The 25491-nt window shown below is 37.9% G+C and carries 11 protein-coding genes; 10 read left to right on the top strand and 1 reads right to left on the bottom strand.

The features are described from left to right. The first annotated feature begins 7 nt into the window (after positions 1 to 7). From BM361_RS16270 to BM361_RS16310, 9 genes are all read left to right on the top strand, one after another. Positions 8 to 2224, top strand: a complete 2217-nt coding sequence (locus BM361_RS16270) for a DUF4838 domain-containing protein (protein WP_074980175.1) — start codon at positions 8 to 10, stop codon at positions 2222 to 2224. An 11-nt stretch (positions 2225 to 2235) separates the two neighbouring features. Further along, the gene (locus BM361_RS16275; protein ID WP_254785867.1) at positions 2236 to 3711 is read left to right on the top strand and encodes an alpha-L-fucosidase; all 1476 of its coding nucleotides are present in this window, start codon (positions 2236 to 2238) and stop codon (positions 3709 to 3711) included. A 223-nt stretch (positions 3712 to 3934) separates the two neighbouring features. Then, on the top strand, positions 3935 to 7333 hold the full coding sequence (locus BM361_RS16280; protein WP_038266613.1) for a SusC/RagA family TonB-linked outer membrane protein: 3399 nt from the start codon (positions 3935 to 3937) through the stop codon (positions 7331 to 7333). 8 nt (positions 7334 to 7341) lie between these two features. Next, entirely contained in the window at positions 7342 to 9204 is a 1863-nt protein-coding gene (locus BM361_RS16285) for a SusD/RagB family nutrient-binding outer membrane lipoprotein (protein WP_083425990.1), read from the top strand. 346 nt (positions 9205 to 9550) lie between these two features. Then, complete coding sequence (locus BM361_RS16290; protein ID WP_074980179.1) at positions 9551 to 12865, top strand: SusC/RagA family TonB-linked outer membrane protein; 3315 nt, start codon at positions 9551 to 9553, stop codon at positions 12863 to 12865. 34 nt (positions 12866 to 12899) lie between these two features. Further along, complete coding sequence (locus BM361_RS16295; RefSeq protein WP_074980180.1) at positions 12900 to 14483, top strand: SusD/RagB family nutrient-binding outer membrane lipoprotein; 1584 nt, start codon at positions 12900 to 12902, stop codon at positions 14481 to 14483. A 235-nt stretch (positions 14484 to 14718) separates the two neighbouring features. Next, on the top strand, positions 14719 to 17829 hold the full coding sequence (locus BM361_RS16300) for a SusC/RagA family TonB-linked outer membrane protein (RefSeq protein WP_038266603.1): 3111 nt from the start codon (positions 14719 to 14721) through the stop codon (positions 17827 to 17829). Between the two features lie 13 nt (positions 17830 to 17842). Then, complete coding sequence (locus tag BM361_RS16305; protein ID WP_074980186.1) at positions 17843 to 19330, top strand: SusD/RagB family nutrient-binding outer membrane lipoprotein; 1488 nt, start codon at positions 17843 to 17845, stop codon at positions 19328 to 19330. Positions 19331 to 19413: 83 nt separating this feature from the next. Beyond that, positions 19414 to 22743, top strand: a complete 3330-nt coding sequence (locus BM361_RS16310; RefSeq protein WP_074980190.1) for a VCBS repeat-containing protein — start codon at positions 19414 to 19416, stop codon at positions 22741 to 22743. Here BM361_RS16310 and BM361_RS16315 read toward each other — a convergent pair. Continuing rightward, a complete protein-coding gene (locus BM361_RS16315; RefSeq protein WP_083425992.1) occupies positions 22700 to 24736 on the bottom strand; it encodes a thioredoxin domain-containing protein in 2037 nt (678 codons plus the stop codon). The genes BM361_RS16310 and BM361_RS16315 overlap by 44 nt on opposite strands. A gap of 349 nt (positions 24737 to 25085) precedes the next feature. On the opposite strand from BM361_RS16315, the gene BM361_RS16320 reads away from it, so the two are divergent. Beyond that, positions 25086 to 25491, top strand: a 406-nt coding sequence (locus BM361_RS16320; RefSeq protein WP_175496599.1) for a 6-phosphogluconolactonase, incomplete at its 3' end; no start/stop codon positions are given.

The raw sequence follows: 25491 nt of genomic DNA on the forward strand, positions 1-25491 counted from the left end.
ATAAATTATGAAGTTGAGATCTTTCAAAGCATATCCGTTATTATTACTTCTGTTACTATTGGTGTCCTGTAGTAAAGACAAGTTGGTCCTTATTGATAAAGGACATACTGATTATACGATCGTTTTGGATGAAAAAGCTTCAGAAGAAGAGAAAAAGGCGGCAGCGGTTCTTCAGGATTACCTTCAAAAGATTACTTCGGTAAAGGTTCCTGTGAAATTGGGAACAGAAGGAGTTAAATCAATTTATTTGAAAACCCTTGATGGGGATAATGAAGAAATAGGCGTAAGATCAGAAGACCAGGACCTGGTTATTTATGGAGGGTCTGATAAAGCGCTGATGGATGCAGTATATGTGTTTTTAGAGCAGTATTTGGGTTGTGATTGGTATACCCCGGATGTTGCTAGTATTCCGGAGATGGAGAACGTGGTTCTTGATAAGAACCTGAATTTCGAATACCGTCCTGAAATAGAAGTTAGAACGGTGCATTCAAGGCTTTTTTATGAAAATCATACGTTTGCGGATGAACATAAAGTGACCAAAAAATCATTTCCTTTTTATGTTCCTGAAGCCAGGGTGCATACGTTTCATAAATTTATTCCGGAAGAACAGTTTTATAAAGAGTACCCTGAGTATTTTGCGCTTAGAAATGGTAAAAGATTGCCGACCCAATTGTGTTTGACTAACCCGGAGGTATTGCGGATCGTAATTGATTCGGTAGCATCGCTATTTGAGAAGCATCCGGAAGCTACGGTAGCATCTGTGAGTCAGAATGATAATCAGCAGTACTGTGAATGTGATGCCTGTAAAGCAATTGACGAAGAGGAGGGTAGTCATGCCGGTACGATGATTCGGTTTGTCAATAAAGTAGCTGAACGATTTCCGGACAAAACCATTTCAACATTGGCCTATCAGTACACTCGAAAACCTTCTAAAACAAGGCCTGATGAAAACGTGCTGGTTACCTTGTGTTCTATTGAATGTGATAGAAGTGGCTCCATTGAAAATAAGTGTGAAGCTTTTGCAGAGGATTTAAAGGGGTGGGGCAAGTTAACGGATAAAATTCGGATTTGGGATTATACGACCCAGTTTACTAATTTCTTAGCTCCCTTTCCAAATATCCATACACTGCAGCCAAACATTAAATTGTTTAGAGATAATAATGTTAAATGGGTGTTTGAACAACATAGCAATAACCCAAGCGAATTGTTCGAATTACGTTCTTATGTAACGGCTAAATTATTATGGAACCCTGATCTGAATTTAGATAGTTTGATGACAGTGTTTACAGATGGTTACTATCAGGAGGCTGGAACCTATATAAAGCAATATGTCGATACAATACATAAGGGAATACAGGATGATAAGGATTTCTTCTTGTTTCTGTATGGTGATCCTTCACAGGCTTTTTCTTCATATTTGAATCCTGAAAAGCTAAAACAGTATACAAGTATTTTTGATGCTGCTGAAGCAGCCGTAAAACATAAACCTCAGGTGCAAGAGCGAGTGAAAGCGGCTAGACTGGGAGTAGATTACGCAGTTTTAGAAGCATGTCGCAAAGGGATTTCTGAGGATTATTCATTAACTAATAAAACTGAAGCAGGAGTAAATCAAGCGGTAGTTGCTTTACTCGATAAATTTAAGTCCACTTGTGAACAATGGAATATAACCATGATGAATGAGATGGGGTTTACGGTAAATGAATATTGCGATGCTTATAGAAAAGCCATTGAGGTGGCGAAACAGCCTAATATCGCCAAAGGAAAAAAGGTGGTTCTGAATACGAAGCCTAAGAAATATGCGGATGAGGATCCGCAGACCCTTACCGATGGAGCGTTGGGAGGCAATAACTTTTATGCGAATTGGTTGGGCTTTGAAGGAAATGACCTGGATGCAGTTGTTGATCTGGAAGGATTGAAAGAGATCAGTACCGTTTCAAGTGCCTTTTTACAAGTAACCAACCATATAGTCTTCTATCCTTCAAAGGTTACCTATTATGTGTCGAATGATGGAGTGGAATTTAAAAAGATTGGCTCGATTCAGAATCCAATGCCTCTCAATAAAGAAAGCAAGATAAATGATATCCAGTACTTTAAGTTGGATTTTGATCCTGTGAGTGCGCGGTACGTGAAAATAATTGCAGAAAACTTAAAGGAAGCACCATACTGGCATCATGCAGCAGGCTTGCCTTCCTGGATTTTTATAGATGAAATAATAATTAATTAACTTTTACTTTAATGATGAAAATTACAAAACTCTTTGTGTTGTTTTTGGTATTATCCGGTATTCAGGTTGGTTTTTCCCAGGCTGTTTATGAAGATGAGCGTTATGTGCCGGAAACCGACCCAGCAGTATTAGAAAAATTAGATGAATGGCAAGATTTGAAATTTGGACTGCTAATGCATTGGGGTGCTTACAGTCAATGGGGTATTGTAGAGTCTTGGTCGTTATGCCCGGAAGAATACGGTTGGTGTGAACGTAAAAAAGGTTCAAATCCGGAAAACTATTTTGCTTATAAACAAGAGTACGAAGACCTTCAAAAGACATTTAATCCTGTGAAGTTTAACCCTGAAAAGTGGGCGAAAGCTGCAAAAAATGCAGGAATGAAATACGTGGTATTTACTACGAAGCATCACGATGGATTTTCGATGTTCGATTCAAAATATACAGATTATAAGATATCTGGAACAAATTCTCCGTTTGCCTCTAACCCTCGATCTAATGTGGCAAAAGAAGTCTTTGAAGCATTCAGGAATGAGGATATGTGGGCAGGAGCTTACTTCTCTAAGCCTGATTGGCATTCAGAATACTATTGGGATCCTTATTTTCCTCCTAAAGATAGAAATGTAAATTACGACCCTAAAGCCTATCCTGAAAAATGGAATAAGTTTGTTGATTTTACACACAACCAGATTTTGGAATTATTAACCGATTATGGTGATATAGATATTTTGTGGTTAGATGGAGGTTGGGTTGCTAAAACTCCTAAGTCAGAAATTACCAGCTGGTATGATCGTCAGGCCAAAAGTGATGAGACTGGCTATGTAAAACACCGTATCATCGATCAGGACATCAAAATGGATGAGCTGGTAGAAAAAGCTCGTGAAAAACAACCTGGATTGATCGTAGTGGACAGGGCGGTTCATGGCAAAAATCAAAACTATTTAACTCCTGAGAACAGAGTTCCTGAGAAGCCATTACCGTACCCATGGGAATCATGTATTATCTCCGGAGGTGGATGGTCCTGGAGTCCAAACGCTAAATATATGTCTGGAAGAGAAGCTGTTCATATGTTGGTGGATATCGTAGCAAAAGGAGGTAACCTGCTACTAAATGTTGCCCCAAATGCTCAGGGAGAATGGGATCAGGGAGCTTATGACCTTTTAGAGGAAATAGGAGCATGGATGGATGTAAACAGTGAGGCAATTTATGGAACAAAGCCAATTGCTCCTTATAAATTTGATAATATTTGTCTTACATCAAAAGAAGATGGTTCTATCTATCTTATTTATTTAGTTGATGAAAATCAGACAGAAATACCAACTACAATTGAGGTGCCATTTGCGTTAAAAAACAAAGCAAAAGCTAAAGTCTTAGGGGAAAACGTTAGATGTCAGATTGAAAAGGGAAATGGGAGTTTTAAGGTGACGATTCCTAATAAAATAGCGAGTAAATTAGGGGAAAGCGCAGCATTTGTTGTTAAAATAAAATAATAAATAATTTTTTAGGTTAAAACACCGAAAATTCTTCAAAAAATTAAGTATTCAAAAGCTGAATAGTGAAAGCGATATCGTTTTCGTTATTCAGCTTTTCTAATTAGTTGTCGGTCGAAAATCTTTCCTATAATTTAACCTTATTATAACATTTATACCAGTGTTTTATGGCTAAGACACGGTCAACCAATTTAAATTAATTTTTAAACATTAAACAAGAAGTATGTGTAAAAAGCTACTAACCATTATGGTATTTGTCTGCTTGTTGTCTGGACAGACAATTTGGGCGCAAGACAAAACGATTACAGGTACAGTTACTGGGGCATCTGATGGTGTTCCTTTACCAGGCGTGACAGTTATGGTAAAAGGTACAAGTACTGGAACTTCAACCGATTTTGACGGGAACTATTCCTTGTCAGCTCCTTCTGACGGAGTATTGGTGTTCTCTTATGTTGGGTTTACAACTCAGGAAATAACAATCGCCGGAAAGACGGTGGTTAATGTATCAATGACCGAAGATACGCAACAGTTAGATGAGGTTGTTGTTACCGCTTTAGGTATTAAAAAGGAAACCAAAAAGATTGGTTATGCAATGTCTGAGGTAAAAGGTGAAGAATTAGCAAAAACGAATACTGTAAATCCGGTAGAGGCTTTACAAGGTCAGGCTGCTGGTGTTAGTATTGGAGCTTCAGATGGTGGTATGTTTGGTAATTCTAAAATCCAGATTCGTGGTATTTCAGCATTGAACTCAAACAATAACCAACCGATATTTGTAGTTGATGGAGTTATTCTTGAGAATAACGTTACAGGTGCAAGTGCAGACTGGAATGCAAGTTCAAATGACTTTGGTAACATATTAAAGAACTTAAACCCGGATGACTATAAGAGTGTTTCTGTACTTAAAGGTGCAGCTGCAACAGCTCTTTATGGATCCAGAGGTCTTAACGGGGTGGTATTGATTGAAACTAAAGACGGTTCAGCATCAAGAGGTATAGGTGTTTCTATAAAGCAATCTATGGGTGTTGATCACGTTTACAATCAACCTGATGTACAATACGAATTTGGTCCTGGTGCATTAGCTGGGTATACTAATTATGGTGAAAGAGATGCTGATGGTAATTACTACCGTTTCTCTACGGACCAGTTTTATACAAATCAGGATGGAGATCCTACAAAAATTAATCATCCATGGGGATGGGCTGGTTACGGTCCTCGTTTTGATGGAAGACCAATGGTAGGGTTCGATGGTGAAATGACTACTTATAGCCCGGTTAAAGATGGGGTTCTTAAGGCATACGATACAGGTTGGAACACCAACACGTCTGTTTCAATGAGTGGTGGTCATGAAAAAGGTAATTTCTACCTTTCGTATTCAAGAAATGACAGAGAAGGTACGTTACCAAATAATACATTCGACAGAGATGCTTTAATGTTCAGAGGAGCACATGAGCTTACAGATTGGTTAAAAGCTGACGCGTCGATTTCTTATACGCTTTCAACGGCTAAGAACCCAAGAAATGATATTTCTCAATTGTTCTTTGATGGTACCTGGTCAAACTATTATGATGCAGAAAAATACAGTCAGCGTCAATACTGGCAGGCTGCACATGGCGGTGTTCCTAATGCTGCTTATGGTGATGATTATGCTTATGTTCCGGCAAGAGGATTGTGGTTCTCTTACAATATGAATAATAATGAGCGTAACGAAGAAGTTATTCGTCCAATCGTTCGATTAACTGCGAATGTGAATGACTGGATTACGCTTACCGCTGAAGCGAACATGAACTCTTATAATGTTAAGACGGAAGTTAAAAACCTTGGACAAGGTTTTCAGAATGAAGGTGGGTATTATGAGTTAGGACATTTTCAGGATGTTAGTAAAACAGGTAAGTTTACAGCTAACTTCCAGAAGAATATTACTCCTGATATTACTGGTCAATTATTGCTTGGTGCTGAAGCATGGAGCCAGGAAAAATCACAAACCAGATCATGGACCGATGGTGGTTTAATTGTTCCGGGAAGATATTTCCTTAACAACTCTAAGAGAACTGCAAGAACAGAAGCTAGAGTTTTTGGAACTAAAAAGATTAATTCTTTATACTTCCTTTCAAGCTTCGGTTACAAAGATCAATTGTTCTTAGATATTACAGGAAGAAATGACTGGTCTTCTGCATTAGTTTATAGTAACGGAGATGGAAATTATTCATATTTCTACCCTTCTGTAAGTTCTTCTTGGATATTTACTGAAACATTCGATACGCCAGATTGGTTTACTTTTGGTAAACTAAGAGCTTCATGGGCTCAGGTAGGTAGTGATACAACTCCTTATTTCCTGAACCAGGGTTATAATCTGGATACCTATGAAATGAATGATGGTACCTTTATTTATACAAATGGTATCAGTACTACAGCAATCGATAGAAGTATCGAGCCGGAGAGAAAGAACTCTTATGAGATCGGTGCAGATATTCGATTCTTTGACAATAGATTAGGTTTTGATTTTGCTTACTATAAAGAAGATATTACAAATCAGATCGGTGATATCCCGGTTCCTGCTGAATCTGGATATGGCAGAATCTTTACCAATATTGGTACACTTTCAAACTATGGTGTAGAATTAAAAGTTACTGGTACACCAATTAAAACAGAAGACTTCCGTTGGGATGCTACTTTTAATTATTGGAAAAATACCACTAAGATAACCGAGATGCATGAAGCATTAGGAGAGTACAAAGTGCTTGGAGGTTATGTGAATTACGGTAACTTTAGAGTAGGTGCGGTAGCCTTCGAAGGAGGAGAATACGGTACTTTAATGAGTGATAGTAAGCCTAAGACATGGCAGTCTGACGATCCGAATGATCCAAGAAACGGAATGCCAATATTCGTATGGAGTGACTCGAGAAGAGGTGCTTATTACGAAAGAAGTTATGAAGTGGAAAAAGTAGGTAAGATACAGCCTGACTTTGAAGGATCATTGAACAATACGTTTACATATAAAGGACTTACTTTATCTGTGCTATTAGATGCAAGATATGGTGGACATATTGCTTCTTACTCTAACAAATATGGTACTTCATACGGATGGTTAGAGACTTCATTGTATGGAAGAGCTCCAGAGTATGGAGGTCAGTCTTGGACTTCTCAATACAGCGATACTCAGGGACAGCAATTTAGTGATGGTGTAATTCCTGATGGTGTATTTGCTGAAGGACAAACCGTTACTGCACCAAACGGAAATTCTGTTGATGTGGGTGGAATGACTTATCAGGAAGCTTACGATCAAGGTTTTGTAGAGCCTACTCACGCTAGTTTCTATAATTATTTTACAAACTCATGGGGACAAGGGGTTGTTAATGACAACTGGTTTAATGAGGTGAAGTATATCGCGCTAAGAAATATTTCATTAGGATATAACCTTCCAAATACTGTAAGTAGTAAAATCGGAGCTAGAAACTTCTATGTAGGTGTAAATGCAAGAAATTTAGGGTATTTGTATAATTCATTACCAAATAACCTGAATCCAGAAAGTTTTAGAGGTACTACAAGTACTGAGTCATTCCAGGAAAGAGGATTTATCCCTTACACTGCGTCTTATACCATGACAATAGCTATTGACTTTTAAAAGATAATATGATGAAAATTAAAAATATATTTCACACATCATTAGCGCTACTCGCAATTGCTTTTGTAGGCTGTGATAAAGACCATTTTGCGGATCTTAACAGTAATCCATCAGATTTGTCCGAACCGGATTTACGTTTCTCAGTGGCTAAATCTGTCGAACTAATGTATAATAACGATTATACGATTTGGTTCTATACGAATTTCGATTATGTGTTCCCATGGAGTCAGTTAACTGGCGTTGGGGTAGGTAACAATGAAGATTTTGTTGTGATGGGACCTTACGGGAATCAGCAACTTTATCCTTCACTTTATTCAAATGTAAGAGATGTAAGGTTCAGAATTGATGCCTTGCCTGCAGAAGAACAAGCTGGTATGCAAGCTATGAAAGCGATGACTGTACCAACATTGATTCAGCCATACCTTACGGTTACTGATAATCAGGGTTCGTTACCATATACTGAAGCTGCTTTAGCTTCGTATACAACCCCTGCTTTATTGACTCCGGTATACGATAATCAGGAATTGATGTTCAATACATGGTTAGAGGAATTAGATATGGCTATTGAAAGTCTTACGGCTTCTAATCAATTGGATATTGGAGGACAAGACGTTGTTTATGGAGGTGATTACACCAAATGGGCTAAGTTTTGTAACCTTTTAAAGTTGAAAATTGCTGCAAGATTAGTGAATAAAGACAGAGCGAAAGCTTTATCAATTGCTGAAGAAGTAGCTAACTCACCGGTAGGATATATGAATAGCCTTGATGATGATTTTATCTATAAAAGAGATAAAAATTATTTCGGTACAGGTAACGGTAACCAGCCTGGAGCTGCAGGTAAGAATGTTGTTGATTTCTTGATTGCAAATAAAGATCCAAGAGTACGTTACTTGTTTACTAAAAACGGATTCAATGCAGAGGTGGTTCAGGCGTTTATAGATGCAGGAAAAGACCTTCCTCCGTATGTTGAGCAATATGTAATGACAGATGTTGATGGTAACTTTGCAGGTTGGGAAGCGCCAGGTGAGCCATGGGTTCGTTATTTCGGAGCACCTTTATCTCCGGATGAGCGTTTCGATGCGACTAATGATCCTTATTTTCAGCAAAGTGAATTGAATAGAATTAGTCTTGATGGTGTAGAAAAGACCTATGCCTCAACTTCTTCTTATTCTGAAAGAATTACAAGAACTGGTATTAACCATACCTACCCAACAAGACCAGGAGGAAGAGTGATTGAAAAGAGAGATAACTTCCCTTCATTAGAGGTTATTTTAGGTTCTTCTGCAGAAACAAATTTATATTTAGCTGAATTTAAATTGTTGGGTGCTAATATTCCGGGTACGGCTCAGGAATACTTCAATAGAGGTGTTGAGCTTTCTGTACTAAGATTGGATGCTTTAGCAGAGAATAACGGACAGCCTTATTATGAATCTGATCCTGTTTATACGGATGAAGCGGAAGCGGAAGCTGCCGCTACTAAATTAAGAGCTGGAGAAATCGCTGATTTATTAACACAGCCTGCTTACGATTTAAGTACAGATGGATTAGAAAAAGTATACATCCAGCAGTATATCAATTTTGCTGCAACTCCTGGAGATTTGTGGACTTTGGTTAGACGTTCAGGTGTGCCTAAAACAGGAAGTGCATACTTCCCGAGAGAAGCGCTTTTAGCTTCAGGTTCTGAGCTTACAATTCCACGTAGATTTACCATCGAAACTCCAACTGGAGATGATGCGAACTTTGAGAATCGTGCAAGTGCTATCGAAGAGCAAGGGTTTACCACAGGTACAAACGATCCTGCTACTTTGAATACTGAAAGAATCTGGTTTGATAAGGAGAATCCTAATTATGGTGTAGGACCTAATAATTAATAAGTTCTCATTTAGTTAGTTTATATAGTTTTTTATTGTGTTTAAAAAGGCCCCTGCAGGGGCCTTTTTTTTTGTGGTATATTCTGTCTTTTCTTACAACATTCTGTCGTTTTTTAGAAATTATTCTCTTTTTTATGAATTTTATTATCGTTTTGATAATTTTCTATCCTAATTTGGGCGTTTGGACCAAAATTAAAGCTTCTTCGTAGTTAAAATACATACTTTGGGCGAGTGCCCTATGTTGCCTGTCGAAATTCTTTTTAATTATTTAACAGATTCATAACATTTATGTCAAATTATTAAGGATTAACCAAAAATAATACTAACTAACTTAAACTTTAAATGTATGTATAAAAGGATACTATCGAGTTTGGTGTTTGTGCTGTTGATGTGTAGTCAGGCAGTATTGGCGCAAAGTAAAACTGTCACTGGTAAGGTCACCAGTGAAATGGATGGTTCGCCGTTACCGGGAGTAACGGTTATGGTAAAGGGGACAAGTAATGGTACTTCAACCGATTTTGATGGTAATTATACCATTAACGTAGGAGCTGATGCCGTATTGGTTTTCTCCTATGTTGGGTTCGCAACTCAGGAGGTTACCGCATCTGGAAAAACAACCGTAAATGTTTCGCTGGCAGAAGATACTCAGCAATTAGATGCAGTAGTAGTTACTTCATTAGGTATTTCAAGAGAGAAAAAGTCCTTGGGATATGCTACTTCTACTATCGATTCTGAAGAACTTGTTGAAACTGCAACTCCCAACTTCGGTACAGCTTTATATGGTAAAGCAACCGGGGTAAGAATTTCTCAGGGACCTGGTGGTTCAACCAGTCCGGTGAATATTCAGATTAGAGGTATTAACTCGATCACGGGTAGAAGTCAACCGCTCATCGTATTAGATGGGGTGCCAATTCGTGATGGAGAAGTGAATAACGGTAATTACTGGGGTGATCAACGTCTTAGAGGAAATGGATTGTTGGATATTAACCCGGAAGACATCGATAATATTTCGATTTTAAAAGGAGCTTCTGCAGCTGCATTATATGGTTCTGAAGCAGTGAATGGTGTGGTTTTAATTACCACTAAAAAAGGTAAAGGCAGAGGCCTTGGTGTTAACTTTAGCGTGTCTACAAGTTTTGATGAAGTTGCTTATTTGCCAAAATATCAAAACGTAAGAGGTCCTGGGTATCCAACGTATCTTTCGGATGCAGGTCAGGATGCAGATGGATTTGTATACTACGACCTTGATGGGGATGGTACTAATGAAACCAGAGGTCTTATCGGAACAACGTTAAACTTCGGACCAAAGTTCGATGGACAGCCAACGTTATCATGGGATGGTGAAGTACGTCCTTACAATGCACAAACAAATGCATATGAAGGATTGTTCCAGACCGCTAATAACAATATTTATAACATTGCAATTACCAATGTTACTGAAAAGTCGAATACACGTTTTTCATATACCCGTCAGGATTTGGAAGGAGTGAGTTTGAACTCTGAAAATGATAAGAATATTTTCAATTTAAACACCTCTTTTGATTGGGCAGAAAAGTTTAAAACAGATATTACTATAAATTATATCAATCAAACTGTTAATAACAGACCTTATTCAATAGACCGTCTAACGAATAACTTCGGTGGGATGATGTCGAGATTCGATAACGCAGATTGGTATTTAGACCACTATCAGACAAGTTTAGGATATCGTTTTGTAACAGGGAACAATCAAAGTTTAACGCCAGATGAAAATATTATTTATCCTGGATATAAAGATGCTGTTTTGGATTACTTATGGAGAGTGAACAGACATCAGTTAGAAGAAAAAAGTGATCGTGTAATCGCCAATCTTACCAACTATTGGGATATTACAAAAGGCTTACAGTTAAGAGGTAGAATTTCAACAGATTTCACTTCGATGAGAACTGAAGACAGTCGTGCAACTACAAGACCTTTGGTTTACGGTCCGTCAGGGGCGTTTATTTTAACAAATGATATCAATAAGATCGTTTATGGAGATGTGTTATTGACATATACCAAAGAGTTAACCCCTGATTTAGAGATGTCTTTAATGGCTGGTTACAATGCTACTAAACAAGAGCGTACCATGGTGAGAAGATCAACCAATGGAGGTTTGAGTGTAGAAAACTGGTTTGATGTGGCAGCTTCAACAAATACTCCGAATTCAGGGAGTGATCGATTCAATATTACTAAGGATGCATTAATCGGTACGGCAAACTTCAACTATAAAGGATTTTTATTTGTAGAAGGTACGGTTAGACGTGATAGAACTTCAACAATGCACCCTGATAATAATGCATTTACATACCCTTCAGTTAATTCAAGTTTCGTTTTTTCTGATGCTTTTGAAATGCCGGACTTTATCAACTACGGTAAATTAAGAGGTTCTTGGGGTATTGTAGGTAATTACCCTGATATTTACAGAGCTAATCAGGCTTACACGCAGAATACACTAGGTTCTCAAGGTGGAGGAGCAATTCTTTATACTCAGCTTCCAATGTCACAGGGGAATGATGGAATCAGACCTGAAGAGAAGCATGAATTTGAATTTGGTTTTGAAACAAGAATGTTCGATAGTAAAATCGGATTAGATGTGTCTTACTATAATGCCCAGATTAAAGATCAGATTTTACCATTAACCTTACCGTCTACATCAGGAGCTAATTCTGTATTGACTAATATTGGTACCTTAAGAAATAAAGGTTTAGAGGTTGGCTTAAATGTAACACCTATAGATGGTGACTTTACCTGGGATGTAAGAGTGAATTATGCGAAAAACTGGAATACAATTGAAAAGTTAGCGCCAGGTCTTGATGAATTACAACATACCAACTGGGATGGTGATGCAGCCAAGTTAGTGTCTAAAGTTGGTGAGCCAATGGGAGACTTTTATGTGCACCCTGTAGCAACTGACGATCAAGGTAGAAGAATAGTAGATCCTAATGGATTGTATAGAGTTGATCCAAATGAATATATAAAAGTGGGTAATGCCATGCCAAAAGCAGTGGGTGGTGTTTTTAACTCCTTCTCTTATAAAGGATTCTCATTAGACGCCATGGTAGATTATAGAATTGGTGGACACGTAATGCCAACAGCAATTAACTGGATGATCGGTAGAGGATTAACAGAAGAAAGTTTAAATTATATGGATGCTGAACATGGAGGATTAAGCTGGTATCAGGATGCTGCCGGTGACAGACACCTTACAGATGCGACACAGGGTCCTAACGGGGAGACTGTATATGATAATGGGATTGTATTAGATGGTGTTAAGGATGATGGATCAACGAACGATTATATCACTTCAAACCCTGAGTATTACTGGACTGTTTATAACTGGGGTGGGCCACAGTATAGCCCGAATACAAGATATGAGTTGTATGTGAAAGAAAATACATATTTCAAAATGCGTGAGCTTTCGTTAAAGTATCAGATACCTAGAGAAGCTGCAGAGAAAATAGGATTCCAAAATATTCAATTATCTGTTTTCGGAAGAAACCTGTTTTACCTGTATAGAACTTTAGATCATTTAGATGCTGAGCAGACAACAGCTGGTTCAAGATGGTTCCAGTCTGTAAACAATTTAGGTACCAATCCTTCTACAAGAACTTTCGGGATGATGATACGTGCAAGTTTGTAATTTGATTAGGTTGTTAATATCAAAAAATTTTAAAATGAAAAAAATATATATACCTATTATAATGGCCGGAGCATTGCTGTTTACCGGTTGTCAAGAATCCGATTTTAGTGATGACTACTCAAGTCCTTCTAAGATCGCGGAAACTACTGTAGATAAACAGTTTGCTGGGTTTATGGTAACCAACAAGGATTACGTGTTGCCTTCCTATCCTAATTACTTTATTGTGTTGAGAACAACACTAACAAGGTACAATCAGGCCGTAGGTTGGGTGAATGCTACCAATCAATATGTGCCTGGAGAAGCTGGTATTGCCAGAAGATGGGATAACTACTATAATATGTTAGCTCAGTACAGGGAATTAGAAAAGGTTTATGGTGAACTAACTCCTGAAGAGCAAAATAAATATAGAGTGTTCATGTTAACGGCGACTATCTATTTGTATGATCATACACAGAAGGTGGTTGATTTACATGGAGATATACCATTTAATGAAGCGGGTATGTTAAGCCAGAATGGTGGAGATTATATAGGGTCTTTAGCACCTTATGATAATGCAGAAGATCTGTATACAATGATGCTGGATAATTTGAAAACTTTTGCTGATGAATTAAATAATATCAGCTTTGATTCCGGAACTGCAGTATTATTTAACAATCAGGATTTTCTAAATGGAGGTGACCTTGATTTATGGAAGAAGTATTGTAACTCGTTGAGATTAAGAATGCTTACAAGGGTTTCAGGTGTGTCCTCATTTGAGTCAAGGGCAGATTCTGAAATTGCTTCAATCCTGAATAACCCAGGGTCTTATCCGATCATAGAAAGTAATGATGATAATATTCAGATAGAGGTTACAAACCTAGATACACCAATTAACTCTCAAGGTTTTGAAACTGGATTAGAAGATTGGGACGGTAACCTGGCAAGTAAAGCCATGATGGATCATATGAATACCAATGCTGACCCGAGATTGAGAGCAATGTTCGAGCCGGGTGAATCTGCAGGTGGCGTTTATAATGGATTAGATCCTTTATTGACGGCTTCTGAGCAGGAAGCAGCGGTTAGTAGTGGAGAGTTGGCCATCTATAATCGTACAACCTTAAGTAGAAATGATTATTTCCCTGGAGTTTTGATGAATGCCTCTCAAGTGAGTTTTCTTGTGTCAGAGTATTACCTTGGTCAGGGGAATGACGCCATGGCAAAAACCGCATACGAAACTGGGATTAGACAATCTATAGAATTCTATTATTGGTTAAATAGTCTGAGTGCAGATAATGCTGCTGGTGAGCTAATGCCAACAGATGAAGCTGAGATTTCGGCATACCTGATGAGTCCGGGTGTAAGTTGGGATGCTGCTACTACAGGCGCTGAAAAACTAGGATTGATCGGAGAACAAAAGTGGATTCACTTCAATGTAGTACAGTCTGTAGAGAACTGGTCGGAGTTAAGAAGAATGGACTTACCTGAATTAGAATTCCAGGCAGACCAGGCAAATCCACAAACTTTACCTCCAATGAGATGGATATATCCAAGTGGTGAACGTATATACAATACTGAAAATTATAACCAGGTTAGCGCATCAGATAATTTAACGACAAAAATATTCTGGGATGTTAACTAGTAAGTTCTCATTTAGTTAGTTTATATAGTTTTTTATTGTGTTTGAAGGCCCCGAATGGGGCCTTTTTTTTCAATTCCTGTAAAGGATGGTTGGTTCTGATTTCATGTTATTTGACTTTTGCTAGTTGTTGTTTGTCGAAATATTTTCTTAAAATTTAACTTAATACTAACATTTAGTATGGTTTTTTTAAGAAAAAGTCATAAATTAATCAACAACTAACTTAAATTTCAAATCTATGTGTAAAAAACTACTGCCTTTAATGGTGTTTGTGTTTGCGTTGTGTTCACAAGCGATCTTAGCACAAACGAAGACTGTTACTGGAACAGTTACAGATGCAGATGACGGTTCACCGTTGCCTGGAGTAAATGTGATCTTAAAAGGTACCAGTAATGGTACATCAACCGATTTTGACGGGAATTTTAATATTAGTAATATTCCTGATAATGGTGTTTTAGTATTTTCCATAATTGGATATACTTCTAAAGAAGTTGCAGTTCAAGGGATGACAAGTATTAATGTTTCCCTGAAAGAAAGTGCTGAACAACTTGGAGAAGTTGTGGTGACTGCCTTGGGTATTCAAAAAGAACAGAAGGCCTTAGGTTATTCATTAACTGAAGTTGGAGGTGAAGAGTTATCTACAATTAAACAAACAAATGCAATTAATGCCTTACAGGGTAAAGTAGCTGGGGTGAATATTACCCAAAATGCTACAGGTGCTGCCGGATCAAGTAGAGTAGTGATCAGGGGTGCCAGTTCATTAACAGGGAACAACCAGCCTTTATACGTTGTTGATGGTGTAACCATTAGTAACGAAAATAACGGAGCCGCAGGGCTTTGGGGTGGTTCTGATGGTGGAGATGGTATCTCTAGTTTGAACCCTGATGATATAGAATCTGTGAGTGTATTAAAAGGGGGTGCTGCTTCCGCTCTTTACGGATCCAGAGCTGCGAACGGGGTGATTGTGGTAACTACAAAATCTGGTAAGCAACAAGAAGGTTTTGGAGTAGAGATCAGTAGCCAGGTTACTTTCGATACGGTAGATACTTCTTTACAAGATTTTCAAAGACAATACGGACAAGGTACTCAAGGTAGAAAGCCTGCTAATGAAGCGGAAGCTTTTGATTTAGGACTAAGCTCTTGGGGTGCTCGTTTAGATGGTACTGATGTAGTTCAGTGGGATGGGGTTGAAAGACCTTATTCTTATGTAGGAAGCAATGTTGATCACTTCTATAGAACAGGGTCAACTATGATCAATACTGTGGCTATGACCAATGCTAACGAAAATATGAACTATAGATTTTCTGCTTCAAACTTAGACAGTGATGATATTATTCCAAATGCAGATTTAAACAGAAAGTCTTTTTCTATTAATGCAGGAGCCGTGTTGAATGAGAAATTAACAACACAGGTGAATGCCAAATATATTATAGAAAATGTGCATAACAGAGCGCGATTATCTGATGCGCCTGGTAATGCTAACTTCACCGTGGCAAACTTATCGCCGAATGTTGACGTAAGATTTATGGATCCGGGAGAAAATCCGGATGGAACCGAAAGAGCCTACTCAAGTAATACATTTTCGCAAAACCCTTATTGGGCTGCTTACAACTTTAGAAATGAGGATGTTCAGAATCGATTGATTGCTTCCTCTTCTATAAGATATGATATTTTAGACTGGATGTACATAAGCGGTCGTGCCGGGGTAGACCACTACACGATTAGAAGAACTTCAGTAGAGCCTTGGGGTACTGCTTATATTCCTTTAGGGGCTATTAATGAAAATGAAATACGCTATACGCAAGTAGATGCGGATCTGATCTTAGGTATCGAAAAAGATATAACGGATAAATTTAGTACGACGGCTTTCGTTGGAGCAAACAGTAACCATGTGACTCAGGAGAACCTTGGTCAAAGAGGTGCACGCTTTATTGTTCCTGGATTGGAAGATGTTGGTAATACAGAAAACCAATCGCGTAGCAGATCCTATGGCGAGCGTAAAATCGGATCATTATACGGTTCAGTGGAAGTTTCTTATGCGGATATGGCTTATTTAACCTTTACCGGAAGAAATGACTGGTTCTCAACCTTGTCATACCCTGGTAAAGATACACCGAATAACGATTTCTATCCATCAGTGAATGCGAGTTTTATCCTTTCAGAAGCATTTGATATGCCTGAGACTATTAACTTCTTAAAGTTAAGAGGTGGTTATTCTGAAGTGTCAGGTGGTGCGCAAGATCCTTATGGCTTAGCTTTAACATATCAGATTTTTGGTCAGGGTCACCAGGGGCAACCACTTGGAGCAATTAACGGGAACTCAGTGCCTAACCCAGGTCTATTACCGTATCGAAAAAAAGAATTTGAGGTAGGTCTTGATGTTCGTTTGTTCTCAAACAGACTTAAGTTCGATTTGGCTTACTACCAAAATAAAACCTTAAATGATATTGTTCCGGCTACAGCATCTGTTTTCTCAGGATATGCAACGGCATTAAGTAATTTAGGGGAAATAGAAAATAAAGGGGTGGAGATGCTTGTTACCGGTGTTCCTGTAAGAACGGAAGACTTTAGATGGTCAACCAGTGTAAATGCCACTTTCAATGAAGGTACTATTTTATCTACCAATGAAGATGGTACAGATATTAGTTTAGGTGAACCGCGAACAAGAAATGTTGAAATTAAGCACATCGTTGGTCAGCCTTATGGTGTTATCTATGGTGTTTCTTATGTAAGAGATGATAGTGGAAATATCGTTTATGATGTTACCGATGATGGAATTCCATTGGCGCAAATAGGAGAGCGTAAAATCTTAGGAGAAGGGGTGCCACCTTGGGTATTAGGTTGGACAAACACTTTCACCTATAAAGACTTTAGCTTAAACTTCCTTATTGATGCGAAGTTCGGAGGTCAGACTTTTTCAGGAACCAATGCAGTTACTTATGGAAATGGTTTACACAAAGCTACTTTAGAAGGTCGTGAAAACGGATTAACCGTTTCAGGAATTGATGGAGAAACAAATCAGCCTTTCGAATTAACTGTAGCTCCTGAAAATCTACAAACCTATTATGGTAGAATTAGTGGAATTGCTGAAGAATTTGTTGACGATGCAGACTACATTAAGTTCAGACAACTTAGCTTGAGCTATAGTTTCCCTGGTAGTTTGTTAGATAAGACTTTCATTCAAAATGCAAGTATTTCACTTATTGCACAGAACTTATTTTATATAAACAGATCAATTGATAATATAGATCCGGAGAGCGCTTATAATGTAGGAAACGCTCAGGGATTGGAATACTTTGGACTTCCAGCGACAAGAAGTTATGGACTTAATTTAAATGTTAAATTTTAAAATGAAACTAATTATGAAAAAGTCAATATATATACTCCTCATTGCTGTCGTTTTAAGTGCGTGCGATCAGGGGTTTGATGAACTCAATGTTGATCCTACAAAGCCGAATCAGGTAAATGTGCAGAATAAGCTTACGTCTACCCAACTTTATACCTCGGGTGAACGTTATGAGAACTGGAGAGCTAATTTAATTTATTGCTCGACCATGATGCAGCATTTTGCCACTACAGCCGGCTATTGGTCAGGAGATAAATACACATGGAACCAGGGATATGCCTCTTCCATGATTGATAGAATATACGGAAATGCAGTTAAAACTGTAGAAGATATGCTTGTGCAGATCGACGAAGAAGGGCTGCCTGAAGAAATGAAATCCATCACTAGAATTATGAGAGTTTTCATTTATCACAGGTTAACCGATCTTTACGGAGATGTGCCTTATAGCGAAGCAGGTAAAGCGGTAATAGATGGGATATTGACACCTAAATATGACGCCCAAAGTGAAATATATGCTGATATGCTGAAAGAACTTGAAGAGGCTACTGCAGCCCTTGGAGATGGAACTTCAGGATTTGGTGCAGCAGATATTATGTTTCAGGGTGATCAGGGTAAATGGAGAAGATTTGGTTATTCTATGATGATGCGTTTAGGATTTAGATTGATAAAAGTAGATCCGGCAGCTTCTCAACAATGGGTGACCAAAGCGATTGCTGGTGGTGTAATGGAATCGAATGCAGATATCGCATATATTCAACATACACCAGGACCTGAAGGAATCAATAGAAATGGAAACGGAGAGGTGTTTACAGCTGATGGTAGCATGAGAATGAGTGATACATTCATTGCTGTATTACAGGATGATCCTAGACTACCAATTTTAGCGGCGCGTAGAAGTGATAACAGTACGGCTACTGCAGATCTTAAAGGACTTCCAAACGGACTGGATCTTAATATGCTTGAAGAGATGACTGGTGAGGAAAATACAGATTTGTATGCTGAGCCTAACCGAAATATCATCACAGGAGAAGATGCTCCTATGTTTTTTCAGACTTATGCTGAAGTTGAGTTTATGTTAGCTGAAGCAGCAGAGCGATGGGGCTTAGCAGGTGGAGATCCTGCACCTCACTACAATGCTGGAGTGAGAGCAGCTATGAAAATGCTTGAACTTTATGGAGAAGCGGCAATCATCGATGATGCTGATATCGATACCTATTTAGCTGCATACCCATTCGATCCTGCAAATGCTTTAGAGCAAATTAATACGCAATACTGGGCGGCAACGTTCTTAAATGAATATGAGGCCTTTGCGAATTGGAGAAGATCAGGATTACCAAATTTAACACCTGTTAATTATCCGGGTAACGTAACCAATGGTACCATCCCTAGAAGACTTACCTACTCAACCAGTGAGCAAAGTATTAATAAAGAGAATTACGATGCTGCGGTTGCAGCTCAAGGTCCAGATCTTTTAACTACCCGTGTGTGGTGGGATGTGGAGTAATAAGTATAGCTTTTAATGTAATTTTAGCTTGAATAAAGGAGAGGAGACTCTCCTTTATTTGGCTTATAATGAAACCGTTTTTTATGAGAAATATAATTGCTGTTCTTTGGGTTTTTTCTTGTTTAAGTTCCTGGTCTCAGGAAAATAAACTTTTCTCTAAATTGAATGCAGATGAAACCGGTATCCATTTTGAAAATACGATTGTAGATGATAGAGAAAAAAATGTTTTACTATATGCAAACTTTTATGGCGGTGCAGGTGTAGGAGTTGCTGATTTTAATAATGATGGTCTCATGGATGTTTATTTCGCCGGGAACATGGTTGAAGATGAACTCTATATTAATAAAGGCCAGTTTAAATTTGAGAATATAACTAAAAAAGCGAATTTAATTAACGATGGTGGTTGGTCTACTGGAGTAACAATTGTCGATATAAATAATGATGGCTATAAGGATATCTATGTGAGTAGAGAACTTTATGATCATCAACCTGAATTGCGAAGAAACCTTTTGTATGTTAATAACGGTGATGCAACATTTACCGAGTCTGCAGAGAAGTATGGAATTGCAAATAAGCAACGAACAAGACATGCTACTTTTTTAGATTACAATAAAGATGGGTTTTTAGATCTTTTCTTATTAACCCAACCCCCCAATCCAGGAAGCTATTCTGAATATTTTGGCACTACATTACTAAAGCCGGAATATCATTTAGTTTTATATAAAAATACAGGAAAAGGTAGCTTTGTCGATGTGTCCAAAGAGGCTAATGTAGGATTAACAGGATTTCCAAATGCTGTTTCGGCCTCAGATTTAAATAATGATGGCTGGACAGATTTGTATGTGGCAAACGACTTCTATGCCCCCGATTTTATATTTATGAATAACAAGGACGGAACCTTTACAAATGTGGCCAATACCGCATTGAATCATATGTCTTTCTACAGTATGGGAGTTGACGCCGGCGATATCAATAATGATGGAAACTTAGATGTTTTTGTGGTTGATATGGTTGCAGAAGATAACTTTCGCCTGAAAGCGAATATGAGTGGGATGAATCCTCAGTCATTCTGGAACGTGGTTAACAATGGAGGGCACTATCAGTATATGTTTAATAATTTCCATCTTAATAATGGGAATGGAACCTATAGTGATGTGGCTCAGCTTACCAATATGGCCACCACAGATTGGAGTTGGGCAAACCTGATCGCCGATTTTGATAATGATGGTTTAAAAGATGTGTATATAACCAACGGATTGCTTCGAGATATCAGGAATACGGATGCCGATAAGAAAGTAGGTGCATATGTAATGGAAACAGCCAATAAATGGGTGGCAGATAATCCTAATGGAGGAGAAGTCAGTATATGGGATATATTGGATCTCGAAAAGACACTTTCTATTATTCCTTCGCAACCCATCCCTAATTATGCTTTTAAAAATGATGGAGATCTGAATTTTGAAGATGTTAGCAGCCTCTGGGGGCTTGACCAAAACTCATTCTCTAATGGTGCTGCTTATGCCGATTTTGATAATGATGGAGATCTGGATCTGATAGTAAATAATGTAAATTCAAAAGCATTTGTTTACAGAAACAATAGTCGATCAAATAATTACATTCGACTACAATTAAATTCAAAAAATAATATCCCAACACTTGGAACCCGCATAGAAATAACAACCGGATCACAAAAGCAGTATTTTGAAACCACAAATGTTCGGGGAATCTACTCTACAAGTGAAGAAACTGTTCATTTCGGAGTGGGAGAGGTAACCCAAATTGATGAGATTAAAGTCATTTGGCCAAATGATAAAGTGAGTGTTCTTGAAGATGTGAAAGTGAATCAGCAACTTGATTTGCTATTAGAGGATGCGAAAAAGAAAAGAGAGCAATCAAAAAATAGAGATCAGGAATTGCTATTTGAAGATATAACCCCCGAAATAAGCCTCAATCATTTTCATAGAGAAAATGAATTTAGCGATTATGATTATCAGGTGTTGTTACCTCATAAAATGTCTCAGTTTGGCCCTTCTTTGGCGGTAGGTGATGTAAACAATGATGACAAAGTAGATTTATTTATTGGCGGTGCTGCAGGGCTCCCGGCGTCACTTTATATTCAAAATGGTGACCGGTTTGTAAAGTCAGATGTAGATTTATGGAATAAGGAGGCCATGTATGAAGATGTTGATGCAGCGTTTATAGATGTAAATAACGATGGGTTCCTCGACCTGTATGTGGTCAGTGGTGGGAATGAGTTTGAAGATAAAAGTGAGTCCTATGCCGACAGGTTTTATATAAATGATGGATCTGGAAAGTTTAATAAGATGAAGATCCAAAACCTAGATAATATCAGTGGGAGTATTGTCAAAGCTCAGGATGTAGACAATGATGGCGATCTGGATCTCTTTGTTGGAGGAAGATTAAAAGCCAGGAAATACCCTGAACCAACATCTTCCATGCTTTTGATAAATGATAATGGCAAGTTGGTGAATAAAACCAGGAAACTTGCATCAGAAATGGAAAACATTGGAATGATTACCGATGCCATTTGGGATGATTTTAATAAAGATGGATGGGTAGACCTTATTGTTGTAGGAGAATGGATGCCCGTTACATTTTTTCAAAATGTAGAAGGAACCTTGGTTAAAAAAGAAGTGCCAGGCCTTTCAGAAACTACGGGTTGGTGGTTCAGTATAGAAAAAGGAGATTTTGATAATGACGGAGATAGTGATTTTATTGTAGGGAATATTGGTCTTAATTACAAGTATAAAACCTCGCCTGAAAATCCATTCGATGTGTATTATCATGACTTTGATAATAACGGTTCAAATGATATTGTTTTAGGGTACTATCAGGAAAATAAACATTATCCTTTAAGGGGATTTTCGTGTTCCTCCCAGCAAGTGCCTAGTCTGAAAAAGACCTTTAAAAAATATGATGTTTTTGCATCTTTAGAGCTTGAGGAAGTTTATGGTGAGGACAATCTGGAAAAGGCGTTACATTACAAAGCAGATACTTTTGCTTCCGTTTATATAGAGAATTTAGGCAACGGTGAATATGCTTTTAAAGCATTGCCTAATATGTCGCAGCTTTCAAGCATTAATGATATGTTGATTGACGACTTTAATGACGACGGTAATCTGGATGTATTGTTCACCGGAAATTTATTTGTTTCTGAAATAGAGACTACGAGAAATGATGCAGGAACAGGAGGCTTATTGTTAGGTGATGGAAAGGGAGGTTTTGAATTTGTATCAAATACCAATAGTGGGTTTTTCACCCGTGGTGATGCAAAAAAGATGAAATTCATCGAAGATAAGGGCTGGGTGTTAATTGCCAATAATAATGATATACTACAAGTGTTTAAGTTTAATTCGAAATCTGATTTAAAGCAACATCAACGTTCGAAGTAGGAAGCTTGCAATAACCATCTTTACAAACATAAATTACAGTATGGCCAGGTGATAATTTCCCTTTTAATATAGGGAGATTTTCATCTGCTGTACTCCCTGTTAAAATCACATTAGGTAAGAACTGATTATCCAGAAGTGTTCTGGTAGTAATTGACTGATCGCCTGTGATTGCTACCTGGTAAGGCGGTGTTATATGCCATAAAATGGGTTTGAGCCATGAGGCATAAAAACGATGATTCTTTGTGAAGTCATTAGAGGTAGGGGTGAGCATATTTTTATAAACCTCCTTGTAGTCTGCTCGATCCAGATAAATTCCCAGTCTATAGTAATTGGTACACATAACCGCATTTCCGGAAGGCACCACCTCGTCTCTTAAAAAGATTTTTTTAGCAAAAAGCGCTTCGGTGGTTTTTGGTTTAAAATAAGATAACTGAGATGGGTCTCGTTCAAAATTAAGGGTATACAGATGTATAAGTTTTTGGGTTGCATCAATCCACTTTATGTTGAAAGTAGCCTCGTAAAGGTCTAAATAAGCAGCTGCTAAAAAGCTGTAATCATTCAAAAAGCCATCGATAGTGGCTTTTCCGTTAAGGTAGCTGTGCTTTAAGGAATTTGTCCCATAAACCCTTTTCTGTAGTAATTCTGTCGTTTGGATTGCTACGCGTAACCACTCTTTTTCATTAAAAACTCTGTAGGCCTTTACCAATGCAGAAATGGTCAATGCATTCCAGTCGGTTAAGACTTTTTCATCTCTTGTTGGCGACTTCCTTTCGGATCGATATGTTCTAAGTTTCTCTAAGGACTCCTGCAGTCTTTTTTCATCAATTCCACCGACATCCTTTTCTAAATACAGGGTGTTCTTGCCGTCATTCCAATTACCGTTTTTCGTAACCGCAAAAACTTTATTAAAGTTTGTGAAGTCTGCTCCTAAAACCTTTTGCAGTTCATCGTAGGTCCAGGTGTAATAAGTCCCTTCTTCCTCTTCTGAATCAGCATTCAACGAAGAAATAAATAAGCCCTCTTCTGTGGTCATATGACTCAATAAGAAATCAATAGTCTGGTAAACCACCTTTTTATAACGTTCGTCCTTGGTTATCTGATAAGCCTTGGAGTAAAGATGGACCAATTGCGCATTATCGTATAACATTTTTTCAAAATGGGGGAATCTCCACTCGGGATCCGTGCTATATCTGGAAAAACCGCCTTCAAGATGGTCGTATATGCCTCCATTCATCATGGCATTTAAGGTAAGTGTAACCTTATTCAAAACATTCGAATCCTTAGCATAATAGTAATAATCTAAAAGACTATTAAAGCTTTGTGGTAAAGGGAATTTTTCAGTCCCCTTGTAGCCGCCATTAATGGGGTCAAAATCTTCTAGCCATTGCTTAATGCCAATAGATACTACATTTTTGCTTGTTGCAGAGGCTATTTCGCCATTTGGGGACGATTGTTTGGCTAATTCATTTTGAATCAATGCACCTTGATTTTCGAAACCATTTGGGTTGAGCTGATAGTTTTTTGAGGCAAATTTTAAGATTTTTATCCAGTTGTTTTTGTTTTGATAGGTGGTGGCGTATATCGGTTTTCCATCAGGTAACGCAATAATGTTCAGAGGCCATCCGCAATCTTCACTTAATAGGCGACAGGCTTCCATGTAGATGTTATCAATATCTTGACGCTCTTCCCTGTCAACTTTTATTGAAACAAAATTAGCATTCATTTCCTGGGCTACCTCTTCGCTTGAAAAGGATTCCTTCTCCATTACATGGCACCAGTGACAGGCCGAATAACCAATACTTATTACGATTAGTTTGTTCTCTTTTTTAGCTTTTTCTAATGCTTCATTACCCCATGGATACCAATCGACAGGATTGTTTTTATGTGCAAGCAAATAGGGGCTGGTTGAATTTTTTAAATGATTTGAATTTTGACCATTAATAGTTATGGTGCATAAAAAAGTCAGGTATATAATGAATAGGTGGTGCCTCATAGGTTTGCATTAAGAAAGTACATCTTTTATATGTATCTTTATAGTGTCGTATTCATAGCGTGAATTGTGCAAAATACACATTGTTCTAAAGGTAATGTTTTTTAGCTTTTGGCCTTGGTTGTTGGTCGAATTATTTAAAAATTGCTGTGATAGTTTAGGAAATTAGTAGCTCCATAATAATAGGCTTTAAAATCTGAGAAGATACTTCTGAAAATAAGTTTATTTAATAAAAGGAACGGGTTTTGTGAAAGATGTGTCAAAGATTTATATAAGGGATTGAAATAAATTATCTTGCACTATTATATGGAGTAATAAGCCAATATCCAATAAAATATAAAAATAAGTAATCATGATTGCTGAAGAACAGTTAAGGAACCTAAAAGATATAAGTTACCAGGAAGCAGGTATCTATGAGAACACGCGTTTTGAAAAGATTCACAACGTTGTTTTTGACGATTCAAATATAGCCTCCGCAATAGTAGCTGCAGAGATCGCAGCACTTATCAGAAAGAAGCAGGAAGAAAACACACCATGTGTATTAGGTTTAGCAACGGGTTCATCACCAATTAAAGTGTATGAAGAGTTAGTGAGACTTCACAAAGAGGAAGGTTTGAGTTTTGAAAATGTGGTGACCTTTAATTTGGATGAATATTATCCGATGACCAAGCAGAATGTACAGAGTTATCATTACTTCATGCATGAATATTTATTCAATCACGTCGATATAAAACCAGAGAATGTTAACATTCCACAGG

It is taken from the genome of Zhouia amylolytica (assembly GCF_900116365.1).
Taxonomy (GTDB): domain Bacteria; phylum Bacteroidota; class Bacteroidia; order Flavobacteriales; family Flavobacteriaceae; genus Zhouia; species Zhouia amylolytica.